The organism is Paenibacillus jepli (assembly GCF_047238105.1).
Taxonomy (GTDB): Bacteria; Bacillota; Bacilli; order Paenibacillales; family Paenibacillaceae; genus Paenibacillus_D.
The window spans coordinates 2,281,711-2,303,445 of the sequence record NZ_JBDFMD010000001.1 but is presented as its reverse complement, the minus strand read 5'-3'; the positions used below and the strand labels follow the sequence as shown (position 1 = coordinate 2,303,445).

18 protein-coding genes and 1 pseudogene are annotated in these 21,735 nt (G+C 58.3%); 10 read left to right on the top strand and 9 right to left on the bottom strand.

The genetic code is table 11. From position 1 onward, the window contains the following. Positions 1-79: 79 nt before the first annotated feature. The 9 genes and pseudogenes from ABC336_RS10175 to ABC336_RS10135 all read left to right on the top strand — a co-directional run bounded on the left by ABC336_RS10175 (position 80) and on the right by ABC336_RS10135 (position 13,093). Entirely contained in the window at positions 80-1,276 is a 1,197-nt protein-coding gene (locus tag ABC336_RS10175; RefSeq protein WP_413238560.1) for an exonuclease SbcCD subunit D, read from the top strand. After that, positions 1,233-4,328: an AAA family ATPase gene (locus ABC336_RS10170; RefSeq protein WP_413238559.1), complete on the top strand. Its 3,096-nt coding sequence runs from the start codon at positions 1,233-1,235 to the stop codon at positions 4,326-4,328. The genes ABC336_RS10175 and ABC336_RS10170 overlap by 44 nt, the downstream gene beginning before the upstream one ends. A 524-nt stretch (positions 4,329-4,852) precedes the next feature. Continuing rightward, positions 4,853-5,356, top strand: a complete 504-nt coding sequence (locus ABC336_RS10165; protein WP_413238558.1) for a hypothetical protein — start codon at positions 4,853-4,855, stop codon at positions 5,354-5,356. A gap of 445 nt (positions 5,357-5,801) precedes the next feature. Further along, positions 5,802-6,149 carry a hypothetical protein gene (locus ABC336_RS10160; RefSeq protein WP_413238557.1) on the top strand — a complete coding sequence of 116 codons (348 nt, stop codon included), beginning with the start codon at positions 5,802-5,804 and terminating at the stop codon, positions 6,147-6,149. Positions 6,150-6,486: 337 nt separating this feature from the next. Then, positions 6,487-7,422 (top strand): ArsR/SmtB family transcription factor, encoded by a 936-nt coding sequence (locus ABC336_RS10155; protein ID WP_413238556.1) that lies wholly within the window; start codon positions 6,487-6,489, stop codon positions 7,420-7,422. 213 nt (positions 7,423-7,635) lie between these two features. Further along, a complete protein-coding gene (locus tag ABC336_RS10150; protein ID WP_413238555.1) occupies positions 7,636-9,396 on the top strand; it encodes a glycoside hydrolase family 2 protein in 1,761 nt (586 codons plus the stop codon). 167 nt (positions 9,397-9,563) lie between these two features. Next, positions 9,564-10,103, top strand: a complete 540-nt coding sequence (locus ABC336_RS10145) for a hypothetical protein (protein ID WP_413238554.1) — start codon at positions 9,564-9,566, stop codon at positions 10,101-10,103. Between the two features lie 214 nt (positions 10,104-10,317). Next, positions 10,318-11,670: pseudogene (locus ABC336_RS10140) on the top strand (IS1182 family transposase); the annotation flags it as partial. Positions 11,671-11,902: 232 nt separating this feature from the next. After that, positions 11,903-13,093 carry an IS256 family transposase gene (locus tag ABC336_RS10135; protein ID WP_413237562.1) on the top strand — a complete coding sequence of 397 codons (1,191 nt, stop codon included), beginning with the start codon at positions 11,903-11,905 and terminating at the stop codon, positions 13,091-13,093. A gap of 519 nt (positions 13,094-13,612) precedes the next feature. Here the strand turns inward: ABC336_RS10135 and ABC336_RS10130 are convergent. Then, positions 13,613-13,993: a winged helix-turn-helix transcriptional regulator gene (locus tag ABC336_RS10130; protein WP_413238553.1), complete on the bottom strand. Its 381-nt coding sequence runs from the start codon at positions 13,991-13,993 to the stop codon at positions 13,613-13,615. A 163-nt stretch (positions 13,994-14,156) separates the two neighbouring features. Here ABC336_RS10130 and ABC336_RS10125 point away from each other — a divergent pair, with 163 nt between their 5' ends. Further along, positions 14,157-14,729, top strand: a complete 573-nt coding sequence (locus ABC336_RS10125; RefSeq protein ID WP_413238552.1) for an NAD(P)H oxidoreductase — start codon at positions 14,157-14,159, stop codon at positions 14,727-14,729. Between the two features lie 52 nt (positions 14,730-14,781). On the opposite strand, the gene ptsP is transcribed toward ABC336_RS10125, so the two are convergent. The 8 genes from ptsP to ABC336_RS10085 form a co-directional block, all read right to left on the bottom strand. Beyond that, positions 14,782-16,521: a phosphoenolpyruvate--protein phosphotransferase gene (gene ptsP, locus ABC336_RS10120; RefSeq protein ID WP_413238551.1), complete on the bottom strand. Its 1,740-nt coding sequence runs from the start codon at positions 16,519-16,521 to the stop codon at positions 14,782-14,784. Continuing rightward, positions 16,521-16,790, bottom strand: coding sequence for an HPr family phosphocarrier protein (locus tag ABC336_RS10115; RefSeq protein ID WP_413242480.1), 270 nt, complete (start codon positions 16,788-16,790; stop codon positions 16,521-16,523). The genes ptsP and ABC336_RS10115 overlap by 1 nt, the downstream gene beginning before the upstream one ends. 81 nt (positions 16,791-16,871) lie before the next feature. Then, complete coding sequence (locus ABC336_RS10110) at positions 16,872-17,606, bottom strand: SIS domain-containing protein (protein ID WP_413238550.1); 735 nt, start codon at positions 17,604-17,606, stop codon at positions 16,872-16,874. Next, positions 17,603-18,367, bottom strand: a complete 765-nt coding sequence (locus ABC336_RS10105) for a creatininase family protein (RefSeq protein WP_413238549.1) — start codon at positions 18,365-18,367, stop codon at positions 17,603-17,605. The genes ABC336_RS10110 and ABC336_RS10105 overlap by 4 nt, the downstream gene beginning before the upstream one ends. 51 nt (positions 18,368-18,418) lie before the next feature. Next, on the bottom strand, positions 18,419-19,411 hold the full coding sequence (locus ABC336_RS10100) for a phosphotriesterase family protein (RefSeq protein WP_413238548.1): 993 nt from the start codon (positions 19,409-19,411) through the stop codon (positions 18,419-18,421). 216 nt (positions 19,412-19,627) lie between these two features. Then, positions 19,628-20,926: a PTS ascorbate transporter subunit IIC gene (ulaA, locus tag ABC336_RS10095; RefSeq protein ID WP_413238547.1), complete on the bottom strand. Its 1,299-nt coding sequence runs from the start codon at positions 20,924-20,926 to the stop codon at positions 19,628-19,630. Positions 20,927-20,999: 73 nt separating this feature from the next. Next, positions 21,000-21,263, bottom strand: coding sequence for a PTS sugar transporter subunit IIB (locus tag ABC336_RS10090; protein ID WP_413238546.1), 264 nt, complete (start codon positions 21,261-21,263; stop codon positions 21,000-21,002). A 13-nt stretch (positions 21,264-21,276) separates the two neighbouring features. Then, entirely contained in the window at positions 21,277-21,720 is a 444-nt protein-coding gene (locus tag ABC336_RS10085; RefSeq protein WP_413238545.1) for a PTS sugar transporter subunit IIA, read from the bottom strand. Between the last annotated feature and the right edge of the window lie 15 nt (positions 21,721-21,735).

Below are 21,735 nucleotides of genomic sequence, written 5' to 3'. Positions count from 1 at the left end.
AGAACGTTTGCTATAATAGGGTCATAGATTCGATATGAAATGGCACGACTAGATACAAAGATAGAGAGGACGGGTACCGATGAAAATCATACATACGGCGGACTGGCATCTCGGCAAGCTGGTCCAGGGCGTCTATATGACGGCCGATCAGGAATTCATCCTGGAGCAGCTGCTCCGCGATATCGAGGAGGAACGCCCGGACGTCCTCATCATCGCCGGCGACCTCTATGACCGCGCCGTGCCGCCGGCGGAGGCGGTGCAGCTGCTGGACCGCACGCTGGAGCAGCTGGTGCTGCGTCTGGGCGTGCCGGTGCTGGCGGTGGCGGGCAACCATGACAGCCCGAGCAGACTGGACTTCGGCAGCCGCATCATGCGGGCGGCCGGACTGCATATCGCAGGCGAGTTGACGCTGCCGCTGTCGCCGGTCGTGCTCGCCGACGAGGCGGGCGAGGTACACTTCCACCTCGTCCCGTACGCCGAGCCGGGCAAGGTCCGGCATCTGCTCGGCGACGAGGAGATCCGCACCCATGACGACGCGATGCGGCAGCTGGTCGCCGCCATCACAGCGGAGATGGACCCGCAGGCCCGTCATGTGTTCGTCGGCCACGCCTTCGTGACGCCGCGCGGCGAGCCGCAGGAAGGGACGAGCGACTCGGAGCGGCCGCTCGCCATCGGCGGGGCCGAGCATGTGAACAGCGCGCACTTCGGCGCTTTTCACTATACAGCGCTCGGCCATCTGCATCAGGCGCATCATGTCGGCGACGAACGGATCCGCTATGCCGGATCGCCGCTCAAGTATTCGATCTCGGAGGAGCATCACAAGAAAGGTTATCTCGTCGTTGAGCTGGACGCGGCAGGCCACGCAGCCATCGAGAAGCGTTATCTGGCGCCGCTGCGGGACATGCGGACGGTCGAGGGACGGATCGCCGAGATCGAGCAGCATCCGGTCGACGAGGATTATGTGTTCGTCCGGCTGCTGGACGAGTCGGTGGTGCTGTCGGCGATGGAGCGGATCCGCGCCGTGTACCCCAATGCGATGCATGTCGAGCGCAAGCTGGCGTTGTCGGGTACCACTCGTCAGGCTGCTCCGGTGGACGGCCGCGCGAAGATGGACGGCTTGTCGCTATTTAAGGAATTTTACGAGAAGTACGGCGGGACTGCCTTGATGCCGGAGACGGAACGGCTGTTTGTCGAGACGCTGCAGGAGATCTACAGGGAAGAAGGTGAGCGCGATGCGTCCGTTACAGCTGACGATGACCGCGTTCGGTCCGTATAAAGACCGGGAAGTGATCGATTTCACCGAGCTGCGGCACCACCGGCTGTTCGTCGTCTCGGGCAACACGGGAGCGGGCAAGACGTCGATCTTCGACGCCATCTGCTTTGCGCTCTACGGCGGCGCCAGCGGCGAGGACCGCAGCGACAGCCGGATGCTCCGCAGCCAATTCGCTGACGATCATATACATACCGCAGTAGACTTTTCGTTCGAGATCAAGGGTCAGGCGTACCGGGTGTTCCGTCAGCTCTCCCACGTGAAGGAGGGCAATAAAAGCGCCACCGGCGAGCGTTACGAGCTGTATGCGCTGGATGGCGGTGAAGAGCGTCCGCTCACAGACCGCTTCATCGTCTCGCAGATCGACGGCAAGCTCCGTGAGCTGATTGGTCTGACGAAGGACCAGTTCAGCCAGATCGTCATGCTGCCGCAGGGCGAGTTCCGCAAGCTGCTCACTTCAGAGACGGAGGACAAGGAGGAGATCCTGCGGCGCATCTTCAAGACGGGCCTCTACAAGCTGCTCGCCGACCGGCTGGGCGACAAGCGCAAGACGGCCCAGCAGCGCTGCGCCGAGCTGACGGGACTGCGGGACTATCATATCGCCCAGGTCAAGGGATCGCTGGCCGGCCGCGAGGGCTCGGACCTGCACCGGGTGCTGCATGAGCAGGAGCACCATAACACGCATCAGGTGCTGGAGGCACTGGAGCGCGAACTGGCTTACGCGTCGGAGCTGCTGGAGGGACTGCAGGAGCGGCTTGCCCGGCAGGCGCAGACCTATCAGGCGCATACCGAGGCTTACCATCAGGCCAAGGCGCTCAATGAGCAGTTCGCGCAGCTGGATCGCAAGCTGGAGGAGCAGCGGCAGCTGGCCGCCCGGGAACAGGCGATGCTGGAGATGAAGTCGCAGCTCGCGCTTGCGGAGCGGGCCGTGCACCTGGAGGTGTACGAGCGGCAGGACGCCGAGTCGGTGGAGCTGCTGAATCGTCGGAGCGAGCAGCTGGAGCAGGCCGGGGTGGCGAAGGCCCGGGCTGAGCGTGCGCTGGCGGAGGCCGAGCAGCTGTACAAGCAGGAGGAAGCCAAGACCGAGGAGCGCGAGCGGACAGCGCGGGAGCTCGACCGGCTGCAGAGCTACCTGCCGACAGTGCGCGGCCTGGATGAGAAGCAGCGGCGTGTGGCGCAGCTCGCATCGGAGGCTGCCGCGCTCACGCAGCGGGTCGAGACTGCTCGAAGGCAGCGGGATGCGTTGGAAGCCGAACGTACGGAGAAGGCGGCCCAGATCAAGACGCTGGAGCAGCGCACCATGCGGCTGCCGGAGCTGACGGAGCGGGTGGCGGCGCTGCGCGAGCAGGCCACGACGGTGCGGGACTACGCGGTGCTGGGCGATCGTGCAGAGAAGGAAGCGGAGACGGCGCGGGGGCTGAAGCAGGCGTTTGAGAAGGCAGATCGGACGTATGCGGAGCTGGAGAGCCGCTGGATGGAAGGGCAGGCGGGCTGGCTGGCCAGCCACCTCCATGACGGCGAGTCCTGCCCGGTATGCGGCAGCGCCGAGCATCCGCGCAAAGCGGAGCTTACGGACAATGTGCCGACCAAGGAGGAGCTGGAGCAGCGGCGCAAGGACAAGTCCGCCGCGGAGCAGCGGTATCTGGAGGCGCAAGCGTCGCTCAAGGCAACGCGGCAGCAGCTGGAAGAGAAAGGCGGACAGCTGCACGAGCAGGGCTTCACTGCCGAGGGCATCCGGGAGACCTTTGCGGCGCTGGTCGAGCAGGGTAAGGCACTGGCCGAGGAAGAGAAAGCGCTGAAGGCGGATTATACCGGACTGGCGCAGCTCAAGCAGGAGCTCGAGACGGTGGAGAGCCGGCTTGCCGAGGCCCGGCGCCTGCTGGAGCAGCTGCAGCAGCAGCTGCACGAGCGGACGTCGGCTCATGCGACAGAGAAGGCGCTGTACGAGCAGGAGCTGGCGGCGCTGCCGGAGGAGATGCGGCAGCTGGCGGCGCTGGAGCGGCGGATCGCGGACACCGGGCAGAGCCGCCAGCGTCTGGAGGCAGCCTGGAAGCAAGCGCAGCAGAGGTATCAGCAGGCCAGCGAGCAGCGGGTGCAGGCGGCGACGGAGCTCGGGCATGCCGAGCGGCAGCGCGCCGAGGCCGAGGCAGCCAGAGAGAAGGCCCGGCAGAGCTATGCGGAGGCGCTGGACCAGGCTGGATTCGGCTCGGAGGCCGATTACCGGGCAGCCAAAAGGCCGGAAGATGAGCGCGCCCGTTGGCAGCGCGAGCTGGAGGCTTACGGCGCGGCGGTGCACAGCGTGGCCCGGCAGGTGGCAGAGATGCAAGAGGCCTTGTCGGGCAAGGAGCGGCTCGATCTGGAGGCGCTGCAGGCGCAGCTGCGCGAGCAGGAGCAAGCGCTGGAGGCGATCCGTGGCGAGGAGGGCCAGCTCAGGCAGACGCATGCCCGGGGGGCGGCGCTGCAGGCGGAGATTGTGGAGGCCGAGCGGCGCTGCCAGGAGGCCGAGCGCGAGCATCAGCTCGTCCGTGGACTGTACGATGTGGTGCGGGGGGACAACAGCGACAGGATGTCGTTTGAGCGGTACCTGCAGGTCGAGTTTCTGGAGAAGATCATCGCTCATGCTAACGAGCGGCTCTCCCATATCACAGGCGGGCAGTTCTATCTGGTGCGCAGCGAGCGGCTGGAAAGACGGGGACGTCAGAGCGGTCTGGGCTTCGATGTCTTCGACAACTACACGGGCCAGCTCCGGGACGTCAAGACGCTGTCGGGCGGCGAGAAGTTCAACGCTTCGCTCTGTCTGGCGCTAGGGATGGCCGATGTGATCCAGTCGTTCGAGGGAGGGATCTCCCTGGAGACGATGTTCATCGACGAGGGCTTCGGCTCCCTGGATGAAGAGTCGCTGACCAAGGCGATCGACACGCTCATCGATCTGCAGCAGACTGGCCGCATGATCGGCGTCATCTCCCACGTCCAGGAGCTGAAGCAGGCGATCCCGGCGATCCTCGAGGTGAAGAAAAGCAAGGATGGCTGCAGCTATACGCAGTTTCATGTGAGTTAGCAGATTGTCCGGGACGCCCCGGCGCCTATGCGTGCTTGAATGGCTGGGATTACGGCAACATAACCATGGGCTAACGACGACCTAACGGAACCTGAGACGCTATTGGTGCAAAAAACGATGTGTAAAAACTGAGCGTAACGGAACTCCACGCCCTTATGGATTCGGATGACGGCGGCAACGATCGATTTCCGTCAGATAAGGCATGTCAGTTCCGTAAGCATCGCAATCACGGGTAGATTAGGCGATATAGGGTCCCTGTGTTCCGTTAGCCTGCTTGTCTCAGGAGCGCGCGGCCAGAAGAAAGCGAGGGACGGCTATGCCATGGATACGGAAGCTGCGGCGAGGAATGGTGTTGGGCTTGGTCTGCTCTGTATTGGCCGGATGCAGTGCCAGCGAGCGGGCGGAGACCGGATTGGGTCGATGTGCTGAAAGTTAACGATATATTGTATGTGTCCTCCCACGGTCCGCCAGATCCGCAGCTTGAAGCTCGACAAGGCGGGCAAGTCGGGGAGGTCACGTACAGGATGGCAGGCCAGGCTTGCGGTGATCATACGATGCGGAACGGCGATGCGGCATTTCTGCAACTAGGTACCGAAGTGTACGAGATGAAAGGCTACAGGCCTGAATTTCGTGTCATTGCGAACAACAAGATGTATGAGGTAGACCGCAACCCGGAGGCTGCTACGATCGGCGAGCTATGGGATATCGAGGGCAAAGTAAAGCGTGTCAGTCTGAGCCAGGGCAAGGACGAGCCGGTAGGCGATTTTACGGAGGAAGCGGCAGCGGCTTTCATTAAAGGCTTGTTGAAGCTCCGCTTCGTTGGCTACGACGAGATCCAGGCGTTGCGAGGGGATGAAGCCGGGTTTTCCTTGCGTATAGAGCTGAACGATGGTACATCCGTTCTTGTACGCTACTATCCGGAAGCCAATGTGTTGATCCCCGGCGCTCATGGTACAGTGAAACTGAAGGAGCTGGTAACTACCGAGCGGTTGCGGATCAAAGACATCGTCGAAGGCAGAGCCGGTTAGCCGGAATGAAGTTATTGTTTACTGGCGATCGGTGGCGAGAGTCTCGTGATTCGGTCAATGAACTGCCGGATGCTGTATGGAGCGGACAGAGGATCCGTTATTTAAGCTAATCTATTGTTTTTGGCTTATCCTGAGGACACACGATCCGCTATTCCATCAAAATACCGGACTAACCAATGGTCTGCAGACCGATAACGAATCCTGTGTCCGTAAGAGAACTGAAAGGCCCGATTATTGCTGGAATAGCGTCTATTGTGTCCGAAAACCGGCCACTGGAGACCGGACAATGGGCTGCCGGGGGTGGCTGCGTGCGCCAAGTGCGCCGACACGCCAAGTGCGCCGAGTACGTAGATCCCTCTGCCCTGTTCGAGCACTCTATGTCCTACACGGCGCGTCTGAAATCAACCTTCCCGGCATACATATGGTGGGGAGGAGCGTGAGCGATGTGGATAAGAAAGTAAGCCGGTACTATCAACTCAAACAGAAGGTGAAGGTGCTCGAGCAGGAGGCGGCGGAGCTGCGCAGCGAGATCATGGCGCACTGTGCGGAGCAAGGGCTGACGGAGCTGGAGGTTGGCGGCTACCGGGTGAAGATCGTCCTCCAGGAGCGCAAGGAGTACGACGATACGAGGCTGTACGAAGCGCTGCCCGATCCCCAGGTCTGGCGAATGCTCTCCAAGACCGACCCTTCCAAGGTGGCCAGCCTGGTGAAGCTTAATGTCCTAAAAGAAGACGGGCTTCAGGACACCTACACCGTCAAGCAGGTCTCTCTGCTGCAAGTTGAGAAGAAGTGACGGGGTGAGTTCGTGGCTACCCCCTTCGCGGCAGCTCGCCGGAATAACTGCCAAACGGCAGTTGGATGCATCAGCAGCATTACGGCACGCCTCGCCGAGGCAAGCGTTTAAGGTATTGGCGCTGTCAATCGTTATGACGGTGACGGGAGGTCTGGCCCGGAGGGTACGGGTACGACTGGGGCGAGGCCAAGCAGTATGAAGTAACGCTGCTGACCCGGATGGAAGCCGGAAGCCTGGAGTGCCGATTGATTTGATCCAATAATCTTGCAATAAATCAACGCTTCCTGTACAATCATTGTCATTCCAAAGACGATGAGCATGGGGGCGACGAATCGAAATGCTGGAGCTGAGTTATCGCGATCCGGATGGGCTGGTATCCGTGGCGCATGCCCTATCCACCAGGGCCCGGGTAGATATGCTGCATCTGCTGAGCTCGCGCAGCCTGAACGTGATGGAGATCGCGGAGGAGCTGAAGCTGCCGGTGTCGACGGTGGCGCATAATGTCAAGGTGCTGGAGGCGGCCGGTCTGATCCGCACCGAGCTGCTGCCTGCTTCGCGCGGCGCGATGAAGATGTGCAGCAGCAACTATAGCGATATCCACATTGCCTTTCGCGATGTGAAGTCGCTGCCGGAGGGCGAGCGGGCGGTCTATGAGATCGAGATGCCGGTCGGGCACTACAGCGACTGTGAGGTGACGCCGACCTGCGGTATGGCTGGCAGCGACGGTATGCTCGTCCAGGAGGATGAGCCGGCCAGCTTCTATCATCCCAAGCATGTCGGCGCGCAGATTATCTGGCTCCGCAAGGGGTTTCTGGAGTATCTGCTGCCGCTGGCGATCCCGGGGAATGCGCGGATCGAAGCGCTGGAGGTGTCGATGGAGCTCTGCTCGGAGGCGCCCAGCTACGACCACAACTGGCCTTCTGATATTACCTTGTGGATGAACGGACAGGAGATCGGCACCTGGACGAGTCCCGGGGACTTCGGCGACCGGCGCGGCAGACTCAACCCCGATTGGTGGACGGACTGGTCCACGCAGTACGGGCTGCTCAAGACGTGGCGGATCGACGGGAAGCACGCCTCGCTGGACGGAGAGAGGCTCTCGGACATCACAGTCGGCGAGCTCAACCTGATGAGCCGCCCGAGCGTACGGATGCGGATCGGCGTCAAGCCGGATGCGGTGCACCAGGGCGGCATGAATCTGTTCGGGCGGCAGTTCGGCGACCACGAACAAGAGATCCGGTTGAAGATTGAATACACGGTGGACCCGGGGTGATACCGGGCAGTCAGACGCCTTTAGTTACAGAATCATTGTAGCTAAGGGCGATTTTTATTTATTAATTACATGAAATTAAGAATATAACGTTGACATTTTCACCTTATGCCCCTAAAATGGGGGTTATTAAAACAAAATACTTGAATCAAATGACGATGAGCATGCATTTTGGACTCATTCAACTATTTTATTTGTAAAGGACAGGTGAGCGATGTGAGTTTGACGCATTATAGAAAAGACTATCCGCGGCCGCAATTCGTCCGCGAGGCATGGACCAATCTGAACGGCGAGTGGGATTTTCGTTTTGATGATGATAATGCCGGCGAGGGTCAGAATTGGCATGAGGGCTTCGAGACGGATGTGAAGATCCAGGTGCCTTTCGTCTATGAGACGAAAGCGAGCGGCATCGAAGATCCGACGTTCCATCCTTATGTCTGGTACCAGCGCCGTCTGGCGATCCCGGCCGAGGGGGCGGGCAAGCAGGTGGTGCTCCATTTCCAAGCGGTCGATTATCTGGCCAAGCTGTGGGTTAACGGCCGTTTCGTAGGCAGCCATGCCGGCGGGTATGCGGCATTCTCTTTTGATATTACCCCGTATCTGCAGGAGGGCGGCGACAACCTGATCGTCCTCAAGGTCGAGGATAGCAACGACTGCACGCAGCCCCGCGGCAAGCAGCGTTGGCGGGATGAGAACTTCGGCTGCTGGTACGTGCAGACGACGGGCATCTGGCAGAGCGTATGGGTGGAATATGTGGAGGCACGCCATGTGAAGTCGGTCAAGATCACCCCGGATCTCGACGCCAACGCTGTGCGCTTCGACTATGCCGTAGCAGCCGGAGAAGCGCCTCAGGATCTGCAGCTGACGACACGGATCACGCTGGGCGGCAAGCTGATCAAGGAGACGGCAATCGGTATCGACCGTGCCGAGGTATCGGCGACTGTGGAGCTGATCAGCGACCAGCCGACCTGGCGCGTGGCGACCTGGAGTCCGAACAATCCCAATCTGTACGAAGTGACCTTCGAGCTGCGCAGCGGCGGCACGCTCGTCGATGAGGTGCATTCGTACTTCGGGCTGCGCAAGGTGTCGATCCAGAAGGGCAAGGTGCTGCTGAACAATATGCCGATCTATCAGCGCCTTATCCTCGACCAGGGCTATTGGCAGGACACGCATCTGACGCCGCCCTCGGAGGAAGCGCTGATCGCCGATATCGACGCCATCCTGGCGATGGGCTACAACGGGCTCCGCAAGCATCAGAAGACCGAGGACCCGCGTTTCTTGTATTGGTGCGACGTCAAAGGCGTGCTCGTCTGGTCCGAGATCGCTGCGACCTACGAATTCAACGACCGGGCGATGCGTCAGTTCACCGACGAGTGGCTCGACCTGGTGCAGCAGCAGTACAATCACCCGAGCATCATCACCTGGGTGCCGTTCAACGAATCGTGGGGAGTGGCCAACATTTTCTCCGACCGCAGGCAGCAGAAGTTTACGGAAGGCATCTACCATCTGACCAAAGCGATCGACCCGAACCGTCCGGTCATCGTCAACGACGGCTGGGAGCACACGATCTCCGACATTATCTCCTTGCATGATTATGAGGAGCGGGGCGAGGCGTTCCTGAAGCGGTACGTGGACAACAAGGATGCGATCACGAGCAACGAGATCTCGCATATGAACTCCAAGTACGCGATGGCCGAGGGTTACGCTTATCGCGGTCAGCCGATCATCATCAGCGAGTTCGGCGGCATCGCCTTCAAGAGCGAGGAGGGCTGGGGCTACGGCAATCAGGTGGACTCCGAGGAGTCGTTCCTGGAGCGCTTCCGCTCGATCACCCAGGCCATCAAGGACACGGATTACATCTGCGGCTACTGCTACACCCAGGTAAGCGACGTGCAGCAGGAGGTCAACGGTCTGCTCACCGAGGACCGCAAGCCGAAGATCGCGCTCGAGAAGATCAAGGAGATTAATCTGGCGTAAGCAAGCAGAACTTACTAAGTAAGCTGGACTCATACATGCATAAAGAACCGATCCCGACGATGCTGCTGGCATGGAGGATCGGTTCTTCTTTTGATTGTATCTTGAGGCTTTGGTGTGTTATCCTAAAAATTACCATGCACTACTGGGCGCAAAAGGAGGGATCGCGAATGGCCATACGATACTTGTGCCTCATGCTGCTGGCGGCAGGGCTCATCCTGGGCGGATGCGTGAGCGACGGTCATAGCGGGGACGAGCGCGTGCGGATATCTACATTGGAAGGCAAGCTATGGACAGCTGAGATTTCTGATGAAATCAAGGAACAGGGCGGACGCCGCCATTTTACGATCCACTACACCTATAAGGGAGAGCTGGAGCGGCTGCAGCAAATCGATAGGATTGTCTTCGGACAAGGCACCTCACTGGGCTCGCAGGTCATCACTCTCTATGATGAAGAGCACCGGCAGAGCAAGATAGAGGAGGGGCTGATCCAGGAGTCGGATCCGTCGGAGCAGCTGGCGGTACTCGTCGAGTCTCTTGGGGATCGGGAGTCGAAGACGTTTGCGATCGACTATGAGCTGTTCGTAGCGGATAACGGGGACACCAACCTGGACTACGCGTTGACGGACGGTACGTTGCTGATCATCGAGTGGGAAGCCGACGGTGCAGAGTTTGAAGAGAATTTGAGCAGCATAGGTGAAAATACGTAAAAGAGCGGCACAGACCATTCCTGTGTCGCCTTGTTTGTTATTCCGGAATTGCCCCAAAGCCCTCCGAAGCGCTAACCCAATGCAAAATGGCACTAACAATAGGAAAGCCCCCGATAAGTGCAAAAGTCAGGCTGTTGAAAAACTCCTATGAATTCAATGAATTAACGCGGTACTGTGGTATACTAATCGTAACTAGGAAAGCGGGGGATGCGCGATGAGTTCAGAGCATATGCACCAGGGAAGAAACCAAGTTGAATTGGTGAGTCTAGACATGCTGGTTCCGAAGGATCATTTGCTTCGGATGATTGATGAACACATCGATTTTTCTTTCATCACGGAGAAAACCAAACCCTATTACCCGAAGACGCAAGGCCGTCCCCCGATCCCTCCCGTCCGTCTCTTTAAAATGATGTTAATTGGTTATTTGTACGGCATTCGTTCCGAGCGCCAGTTGGAAAACGAAATCAACATGAACCTCGCATACCGTTGGTTCTTGGGGCTGGGCTTAAGCGAACGAGTACCTGATCATTCCACCATCAGTCATAATCGCAATGAGCGTTTTAAAGACAGCTCCATCTTCCAAGAGCTATTTGACGAGCTCGTCCATTTGGCCATCCACCATAATATGGTAGGAGGTCGCGTTTTATTGACCGATTCGACGCATGTTAGAGCGAATGCGAACAACAATCGATACGTCATGCAGACGGTTGAAGAGACGCCGCATGCGTATCTTCAAGAACTGGAAGAAGCCGTGCAAAAGGATCGGATCAACTCTGGAAAAAAGCCGCTGTCTCCTGCGAAGGAGACAGCGAAGGAAGAACAACGGAAAACCAGTCTGACTGACCCGGAGAGCGGCTTTATGACCCGTCCAGGCAAGCCCGAGGGCTTTCATTACTTGGATCACCGCACCGTAGATCACAAGTTCAACATCATCACCGATGTGTATATCACGCCTGGGAATGTCAACGATTCTGTCGTGTATATCGACCGACTCCGGCGGCAGATTGAAACCTTTGGCTTCCATAACTTAGAAGCCGTGGCGCTGGATTCTGGCTATATGACCCCCTACGTATGCAAACAAACACTGGAAGCGAAATTGTTTCCTGCGATTGTCACCCGAAACGCTGCGACCCGTGCCGGTACGCTTCCTAAAGCTAATTTTACGTATCATTCCAAAAACGATACCTATATTTGCCCTCAGGGCCAAGAGCTAACTTACAAACACACGAACCGGGAGGGGTACCGCGTTTACGGGTCGGATTCCTCGCAGTGCAGGACATGCCCGTTGTTGAATCAATGCACATCGGATAAATCCAAGCAGCGAAAAATTCAACGCCACATATGGGAAGGATTCCGTGAGCGGGTAGAAAAAAATGCGGGCAGCCGGACCGGGCAGTTGCTGCTGAGTTGGCGACAACGAAAGATCGAGCCGAGCTTTGGCGAAGCCAAAGAACTTCATGGTTACCGACGAAGCAAATTTAGAGGGAGAGCCAAAACGCAAGAACAGGCTCTCCTGACGGCGTTTGCCCAAAATCTGAAAAAGATCGCCTGTTATCTGGCCAAGAAGGCCAGAACTGGGTACCATCGTGAAAATTTCTGCCTGGCTTTCTTTATCTGGCTCCGTCAGCCTCTCCAACGTGCTTTTTCAACAGCCTGAAAAGTACATCTAAAAGTGCCGAAATCCTAATATTCACGGTGAAGTACAATAGTTTGTGTACCATGATTTGGAGTCTATCCAAAACATAAAAAAGTAGGGTATCCTCGGGATTGCTAAGATCACCAAGGAGGAACCCTACTCGATGAATACTATACCCGAAACCATGTACAGCAATCTACTTGAAAATTCTGTTACCCAGCTGCTGCAAGAGAAGCTGGAACTTCTCTTGCGAGAAGAAATTAAAAACCACCTGAGCGTCGAACAACCGCATGTACGCAATAGCCGGAACGGACACTACAAACGAAGCTTCCAGACCCAGCACGGAACAATTCGAGCCTTACGGGTTCCACGCGATCGAAAGGGTACGTTCCATACTCGTTTGTTTGAGCCGTACCAGCGGCGTGAGGGGTGGTTGGAGGAAACCATCATTCACATGTACAAAGGCGGCATGAGCACGCGGGAGGTCGCCAAGTTCATTGAGTCTATGTTCGGTACCCACTACTCGCCCACCACGATCAGCAACATCACGCAGACGGTCATGGAAGACATTGAGGCATGGCAGAATCGCCCTCTGGAGAAGCGGTACTCCGTCATCTATCTCGATGGACTTTACGTCAAACTCAAACGCAACTCGGTCAGCAGTGAAGCCGTGTACTTGGCCATGGGGATCGACGAGAGAGGCATTCGTGAAATTCTTGGTTTCTACGTCGGCGGTCACGAAAGCTCAAACGGCTGGCGTGAGGTCCTGAAAGACCTTCAGAAGCGTGGTGCGACCGAAGTGCTGCTCGGTGTGTTTGACGGCTTACCCGGCCTGGAGGAAGCCTTTCAGGAAATCTATCCGATGGCTGACGTCCAGCACTGTATCGTCCACAAAGTGCGGGCGACGTTCCCCAAAATCCGTGTCGCAGACAAAACCGAATTTCTCGCTGACCTCAAGCAAGTGTACTCGGCCATTGATGGCGATGTGGCACGCGCGGTCTTTGAAGGATTCAAGGAGAAGTGGCGCAAGCAATACCCAAAAGAGGTGAAGTCTTGGGAGGAACAGCTGTCAACACTTCTGACCTTTTACAAGTATCCCGCGCTCACCTGGCCTGCCATCTACACGACCAACCCGATTGAGCGAATGAACAAAGAACTCCGCAAACGCCTTAAGCCAATGAATAGCTTGACCAACATTGAAGCAGCCGAAAAGATTATTTACTTGCAGGCGACGGATTACAATGAAAAATGGTGCGGTAGAGCCATACGAGGCTTCGTTGATTCCGACACGAAAGCCGCGTTTGATACCATGTACCGTGAGCGGTATGCCAGAGGATCGAGCGACAAGCACTAGCCTCCCGCGCCTTCGCTTGGGCTACACTCGCCACCAGAACGACAACCTATATACCACCCATCGTCCCGATGGATAATCTTACTACACAAACTTCTTGACGCTACCATATTCACTTTGGGTAAGGGCAAAAGTACATCTAACCCGCTTGAAATTGCGATAATATGGACAATCCGCAAGGAATAGATGTATTTTTGCACTAATGGTCCGAGATTCGGGCCGAAGCAGGGACAATAGATGCACTTTTCAGGCTGTTGAAAAAAGAAAGCCTACAGTCACGGATCGATCTTCCGATCGCTGTTGTCCCCAGATTTCTTTGATTTTTACCCCTTTTAGGGGTGAAATCCGGGGACAAAGGCGAACGCTGCGCTTCTCCAGATTCGATTCCGTGCCTCTCCGGCCATTTTTCAACAGCCTGACTTTTGCTCTTATCATCCGGCCGGAGAGCGGGTGGGGCTGTACCAAGAAGCAGCGAACAGGTAGCCTCATGTCCAGCAGCGCTGATGCTTTGGTGCATCGCGCTCAGCAATCCTCGAAAGGCTCCAGCACCTTGGATCGGTCCCCGTAGACCTTATCCAGATGCTCCTCCCCCCAGCAACATAACTGATCCAAGGCAGGCTTTAGCCCCATGCCGTAAGGCGTGATCTCATACTCCACTCTCGGAGGAACTTCATTGTAGACCTTCCGGGTTACGATCTCGTCTTTTTCCAGGCCCCGGAGCTGAGTTGTCAGCATTTTCTGTGTAATGCCCGGGATTAACCGGCGCAGCTCGGACGTCCGTTTTCGTCCCGTCATCAGATGGTAGATGATCAAGGGCTTCCACTTTCCACCCATCACTTCCAAAGCTGCTTCCACGCCAACCTGGTACTTTTTTTGCACCGGATGGTTGATCTCTTCCGTCATCTCATATCCTCCCTGCATCAGGCTTATTTCAACTTGCACAACCACGGTACTTCCATGTTCCTATAGCACCTCATTCATCCTATAGCACATCAAAGTGCGTACTTACGCAGCCTTTCCCTACTGTTTATAATAGCATCATCCATGAAGAAAGGTAGTGAAATGCATGAATGTATTAACTGTTGTCTCCCATCCGAGAAAAGATTCCCTGACCTTTCAGGCGGCTGATCGTTTCGTTCAAGGTCTTGCCGATGCCGGTCACAGCTATAGCATCCTCGATTTGCACGGGATCGGTTTTGATCCGGTGCTGCGGGGAGTGGATGAGCCGGATATGGCTGCGGCAGAACAGACGTTTTCTCCGGAGGTAGAGACGGAAATGAGGCGCCTGAAGGAGCATGATGCGCTGGCGTTTATATTTCCCTTGTGGTGGTGGCACTTGCCGGCGATGCTGAAGGGGTATATTGACCGCGTTATGAACAACGGGTTCGCATACGGTTCGAACCACCTTCATCATCAGCATGTCCTATGGCTTAGCCTGGCTGGCGTCTCCAAGGCACAGATGGACAAGCGCAACTATGGCGAGACGATCTCGCATCTGCTGAATGTCGGCATTGCGGATTACTGCGGCCTTCGCAATTCCAAGGTGGAATTCCTGTATGAGACCGTGGGTGCTGAGCCGGGTCATTATGAGACGCTGCTGCAACAAGCGTACCGCTTGGGAGTGGACTATGCAAAATAAAGGCGGCACCGGTTGGATCCGGCACCGCCTTAGACTTTACTATAGGGTTAACTCAATGCTGATTCGTAAAATGAGCCAATGCCGCTCGCACCTCGTCCGGCGTATCCAGCTCCAATAGCCGGCCGGCCAGCTCGCGGCACTCGCCGCTGTCGAGCTGCGACAGCACTTGCTTGATGCGGGCGATCGCGCCGGCGTCCATACTCCACTCGTCGAGGCCGAGGCCGAGCAGCAGCGGCGCCGCCAGCGGATCGCCAGCCATGCCGCCGCACATGCCGGCCCACTTGCCAGCACGGTGGGCAGCGTCGATGACGCGCTGGATGAGCTGCAGCACTGCCGGATGGAAGTAGTCGTACAGATCGGCGACATGCTCGTTCATCCGGTCGACGGCCAGCGTGTACTGGACGAGATCGTTGGTGCCGATGCTGAAGAAGTCGACTTCCCGGGCGAACCGGTCGGCTTGCAGCGCGGCCGAGGGAATCTCGACCATGATGCCGACCTCCAGCTCCTCGGGGGCTGCGATATTCAGGCCTTCGTCCTCCAGCTGGGCGCGGGCCTGCTCGTAGAGCGCCTTGGCCTGCCGCCACTCGGCAAGGCCGGAGATCATCGGGAACATGATCTTGATCCGGCCATACTGACTGGCGCGGAGGATTGCCCGCAGCTGCGTCAGCAGCAGCTCCGGACGGTCCAGACCGATCCGGATCGCGCGGTAGCCGAGGAACGGATTCTCTTCTTTAGGCAGCTGCAGATAAGGCAGCGCCTTGTCGCCGCCGATGTCGAGCGTGCGGATGATGACCGGCTTGCCGGCCATCCGCTCCGCCACCGCCCGGTACGCCTGGGCCTGCTCGTCCTCTGAGGGGAGCTGCTTCGCATCCATGAACAGGAACTCGGTCCGGTATAGGCCGACGCCCTCCGCATGACGTTCGGCTGCCGCTTCGGCTTCCTGCAGGGAGCCGATATTGGCCGCCGTCTCCACCGCGACGCCATCGCGGGACACCGCCGGCCGCTCCCGGTAGATCTCCAGCTCGCGCTCCTCCTGCTCGGCCGTCTGCCTGCGCTGCCGGTAGTCGGCCAGTGTCGCTTCATCCGGGCTGACGATGCAGATGCCCTCCGAGCCATCGACGATCAGCAGCTCGCCATCCTTGATGCTGTCCACCGGATCACCCGCTCCGACAACGGCAGCGATACCGAGGGAGCGGGCGAGCAGCGATGTATGCGACGTCTTGCCGCCGGCCCGCGTCAGGAAGGCGAGCACGTAGTGTTTGTCCAACTGGACGGTATCTGACGGAGCGAGGTCGTGAGCGACCAAGATAACTTCTTCCCGGATCTCCGAGAGCCGCGTTCCTCCGCCATCCCCGGACAAGTGGGACAGCAGCCGCTGTCCGAGATCACGGATATCCGCCGCCCGCTCCTGCATGTAGGCGTTGTTCAGCGCTTCGAAGCGGCCGGCGGTCTGGGAGACCACCGCCTGTACCGCTTCCCGGGCGCTCGCGCCTTCCTCGCGGATCTTCTTCTCCATCGGCGGATAGAAGGCCGGATCGGTGAGGAACTTTGCTTGTCCGCTCAGGATACCGGCCTGCTCTTCGCCCAGTGTGGCTTTGGTCCGCTCGGCCAACGTCAGCAGCTCGGATTCGCTCTGCTGTCTGGCCTGCTGGAGCAGGGTCAGCTCGCCATCGGTATCTACAGCCCCAGTGGCTGAACCCTCATCTTCTGCGGCTGCAGGCGCATAGACCATGGCCCGGCCGATCCGAATACCAGGGGAGACGCCGATCCCCCGGATGATCTGATCAGCCATTACCCTTCACCGAATTTGCTCTCGATAAGGGCGGTCAGCTCCCGGACCGCTGCTTCGGCGTCGGCACCGTCCGCCTCCAGTATCACTTCGGCCCCCTTGGCCAGACCGAGGGTCATCAGCTCCAGCATGCTCTTGCCGTCGGCTTCGTCGCCGGCTGCGTTTTTGACCCGGATCGTGGACTCGTATTGACCGGCCTTCTCTACGAACAGCTGGGCGGGACGGACGTGGAAGCCCTGGTCGTTTTGAATAGTTAAAGTTGTTGTAGCGATGACAAACGCCTCCTTTATAGTGCGTGTTCAAAAAGGTCGGTGTTCAGCACGGCGGACTTTTTGAACAACCTCTTATAGGTGTTAGACCAGCAGCGGGATACGCGCTTTGTAGCGCTCAATGCAGGCTTGATTATGCGCGTCGGCGCCGTCGATATTGCCGCTCAGGAAGACAGGCGGCTCATAGCCGGCCTCCGCCATGATCGCGATCGCGCGGGCGAAGATGCTGTTGACGATCACCGCGCCGATCACGGTCGAAGTCGGAGTGAAGGGCACCGCGACCTTCGGGTGCCGCAGCACCGCATCGCCGGGCACCGCTTGATTGTCGATGACGATATCGACGCTGTTGTACAGATGCTTGCCGCTCGTATGGCGCGAGGTCTGGCTCCTCGAGTAGGCCAGCGAGGTGATGCCGACCGTGACGGCGCCTTTGGACTTGGCGATCTGCGCCGCGTCGACCGGCACGGGATTGCGCCCGGAGGTCGACAGCACGATCATTACCTCGCCCGCCCGGATATCCTGCTCCTCCATGAAGGTGGCACCAAGTCCGTTCTCACGCTCCAGCTCGGAAGAACGCACCGCTCCTTCGTGCAGCATCAGCTTCTCGACGAAGATGGGCCGGATCGGCACGAGGCCGCCCGCCCGGTAGAACACTTCCTCGGTCAGGATATGGGAGTGCCCGCAGCCGAACAAGTGGACGATGCCGCCCTCCATGATCGATGCCGCGATCCGCTCGGCCGCCTGCTCCATGGCTGGCGTCTGAGAGGTCTCCACAGCATCCAGCATCATCCGGATTTCCTTGAAGTACGTGTCGATCATCGCTGTTCCTCCTCCTTGCTATTGCTGCCTTCCGCCAGCTCCGTCTTGGCGCGCAGCACGATGTCAGTCATCGTACGGAGACTGGCTTCGATGATCCGCTCGCCCTTCTCCCACGTCGCCAGCGTCGCATCCCCCAGCACCGCTGTCGAGGTGAACTGCTCCCACGGGGTAGGCGTGCAGTCGTCCTCCACGGTGATCCGGGGGATATCGCTGATCGCTTTGGACATATCGACGTGTTCCTCGGCAAGATACAGCATGTAGGACGTCTCCAGCTCGCAGGCGTGGAAGTAGGTGCCGTGCGCCGATGGCGTCTCCCGCACCTCCGCGATCGCTTCCTTGGACCCGGGGTAGAAGAAATAGTAGACCTTCAGCGCCGGATAATCGCGATACAGGAGACGGGCGGCATCCTTCAGGCAGGCCGCGTTGCCCAGATGGCCGTTCAGCATCACGTAGATGCCGAAGCCCTGCTGGTACAGACTCTCGCCGATATCATAGAGCATCTGGATGAGCGCCTGGTTGGAGACATTCAGACTGCCGGGAAAATTTTTCAGGCTCCACACCTGCCCGTAGGGCAGAGTAGGGAGCACGACGCTGTCCGTCTTCTCGGCCAGCCGCTGGGCCAGCCGCTCCGCCAGCAGATTGTCCGTGCCGAGCGGCAAGTGGGGCCCGTGGGCTTCGACGGCGCCGATCGGCAGGATGGCGCAGCGGGTGCGCTCGATCTCGGCAGCGACGGTATAACTGGTCTGATCCGCATAATGCATAAGCTCACTCCTCAAAGTTTTCTGAAGGAAAACTAACTTCGTAAGCATAAGCTAGCGCTTGAACGAGAAGCAGGCCGCCGGATTATGGATGAAAAACTTCTCGATCAGCTTCTGGCCGTCAAACCCGGCCCGGTTGGCTTCCTCGATGAATCGGGGCACCCAGGTGCCGATGATATATTCCAGGCCGAGCCCGTGGTCGTAATATTTGTAATACGTCTTGCGGGCGGTGTCGCCGCTGACGAGGATCTGATCCTCGTAGCCTTTGCGTACCAGCGAGAGGATCAGCTCGATCCGCGTGCTCTCCGGCGCGTACTTGATCTTGCCGATCCCGTCGAAGCTTAAGTAAGCGCCGGTGCGGGCGATCTGATCGTGATAGTAGGGATCGGGATTGCGATCCATGTGACCGAGACTGAGGTAATGCAGATCGACCTTCTCGCGCCGCAGCAGCTCGAGCTGCTCCAGCCCCATCGTACCGACCTCCGTGTGCGAATGGACCGGCGCTTTGGTCTCATGATGGGCGCGGGCGACCGCCTGCAGCGTCTTGATCTCCAGCGGCGAGATGCGGTTGTACCCCGTGCCGAATTTGACCTGACCTGCCTTGAATGGCGTACCCTCCAGCCCTTCCTCGACCTCGCGGATGACGAAGTCGGCGAGCTGGTTAACCGTACTCTCGTCGATCCACTGCGCATACGTCTCGTAGTTGCCGATCAGCGGCTTCAGCTCTTCCTTGATCTTGGCATCCCATAGGAAGCTCTTGTTGAAGCCGGCCGTGCCGACGATCTTGACGCCTGTATTCTTGTAGATCTGGTAGACCGCGGGCACGTCGCGGCCGTAGTCGACCGCCGTCGCATCGACGATCGCCTGGCCGCCATGCGATTGGAACGCCCGTACATCCAGCTCGGACTTGGCCGGATCGTCCAGCAGCAGATCATCCGCATCGCGCTCCGCCCAGTAGGCGGGACGGCACACAATATGCTCATGCGAATAAGTAAACCCCAGCTCCGACGGATCGATGTCCCCATCCAGCGTACGTATAAAGCTCATGAATTTCCCTCCTTACTTCTCCATCCCTATATGAGTATTTTGTCTTGCAACTGGTATTGAGATTCGGCAAAGGGACGAAGAGGAGAGGGAGCCTGGAGAAACGAAGTGCCCGCCTTTGTCTCCGGATTTCAACCACATCGGTGGTTAAAAATCAAGAAATCTGGAGACAACAGCGGTCGCAAGGCCCCTCTCCTCGTAGTCCTGACGCCCTTAATCTCAAAAAAGCAGCTGCGACAAAAACCGAATTATAGGTCCAATTATGAACATATCCGAATCCGCCGCCCACATCGCCGTATCCGGCACCGTGGACGAGATCAGGAAGCGGACCATGACATACTGGCCCCAAGCGACCACAGTCGCTGTGATGAAGCCGCCGAGCAGCGCGCCGCGCACGCCCCCGGTCGAGTTGCCGAACACGCCGGCTGTCGCGCCGTGGAAGAACAGGACGATCATCGTCGGCACGAAGATGTAGGACACGGTACCACCAAGTACCACCAGCCAGATCAGCGCGCCGCCGAAGGCGCCCAGGAAACCGAGGATGACGGCATTGGGCGCATACGGATAGACGACCGGCGAGTCGAGCGCCGGGATGGCGCCGGGGACGAGCCGCGTGGCGATCCCGTTGAAGGCCGGTACCAGCTCGCCGATGAACATCCGCACGCCCATCAGGACGATGGCGATGCCGCCGGCAAAGGTCAGCGACTGGATGATCGAGTAGATGATGAAGTTCTGATCGCCTGAGAGGGCGACGAGCTCAGCTGCGGCGGGCGTATTTTTCAGGGAGATGATGATCGCGCCGATCAGGAACAGCGTCCCCATGCTGAGCGCCGTGATGACGTTGGGGTCGCGCAGGAACTCCAGTCCCTTGGGCACCTTGATCTTCTCCGAATCATTCTCCTTATTGCCCAGCAGCTTGCCTAGCCATGCGCCCAGCAAGGCGACCGAAGCCGAAGTGTGGCCGAGCGCGATATTGTTGTTGCCGGTGATCTTGCGCATATAAGGTTGTGTGACAGCCGGCTGGAACGTCCAATAGAGGCCGAGGACGACCGAGAGCAGGATCAGCAGCTTCCAGAAGGCCGCTTCGCCGCCTGCCGTGTGCACCGCGATGCCGGCAAAGATCGTCGAGGTCCAGAACATCATATGTCCCGTGAGATAGATGTACTTGAAGCGCGTGAAGCGAGCCAGCAGCACGTTGATCAGGAAGCCGAGGAACATCGCCAGCGTCACTGCGCTGCCGAACCGCGAGTTGAAGGCCTCTTGTCCCATGAACTGTCCCAGCGAGGAAGCCTCCAGACCGAAGACCTCCTGCCACATCGGCTCGAACACGGTCAAGGCGCCGACGATGACGTCGGCACCGGCACCGATGATCAGGAAGCCGATGATCGCTTTGAAGGTGCCGCTGATGATCTGGCTGGTCGTTTTTTTCTGCAGCAGCAGGCCGAGCAATACAATGAAGCCCAGCAGTATCGCCGGGGTCCCAAAGATATTCGTCGCTATCCAAAAAATCACATCCACGTTGGGTTCCTCCTTTTGGTAAGCCGCGTGGGCCATCGATCCGGCCTGCTGCAGCAGCTATTGCCATACAGAACTATAGTGCAGCCTGCAGGTTTTCCTTGATTTCGTTCAGGTCAAAATAGTTGTTGACGATGATGATCTTGGCGGCATGGCCTTCCAGGCTCTGCGCCAGCTCGTTGTTGGTGACGATGTAATCCGCTTGCGTGCCCGAGGCGGTCGAGACGTCCATATGATCGACATCGGCTGTCACGTCCAGCTCTTTCAATACATTCTCGACATTCATCCTCAGGATCAGGCTGGTGCCTTGTCCGAGGCCGCATACGCAAATAATTTTCATGATTAATACCCTCCTATTGATTCGATTCGTGGAGCAGGTGTTGAATATCTTCCGGCGATGCGGCTTCCTTGAGCTGCTGTACATGCGCCGGGTTGTTCAGCAGTGTGGTCAGCTTGCGGAGCATCTGGATATGCTCCTCGCTGGAGGATGCACCAAGCGCAAACACCAGCTCGACCGGATCGTTCTTCGGATGGCCGAACGCGACAGGCTGCTGCAGCCGGACGAGCGACAGGGAAGCCTCATATACGCCGTCCTCCGGCTTGGCATGGGGCAGCGCGATGTGCGGAGCCAGGACGAAGTAGGGGCCTTTCTCTTCATAGGAAGCGACCATCGCTTCGACATAGCGGCTCTCGACCGCACCCGCCTCGGCGAGCAGCTGGCCGGCGGCGCGGATCGCCGAGGCGGCGTCAGATGCCGCTTCATCCAGAGCGATCAGCTCAGATGTGAGAAATTTCATCGGTCGTTCTCCTCT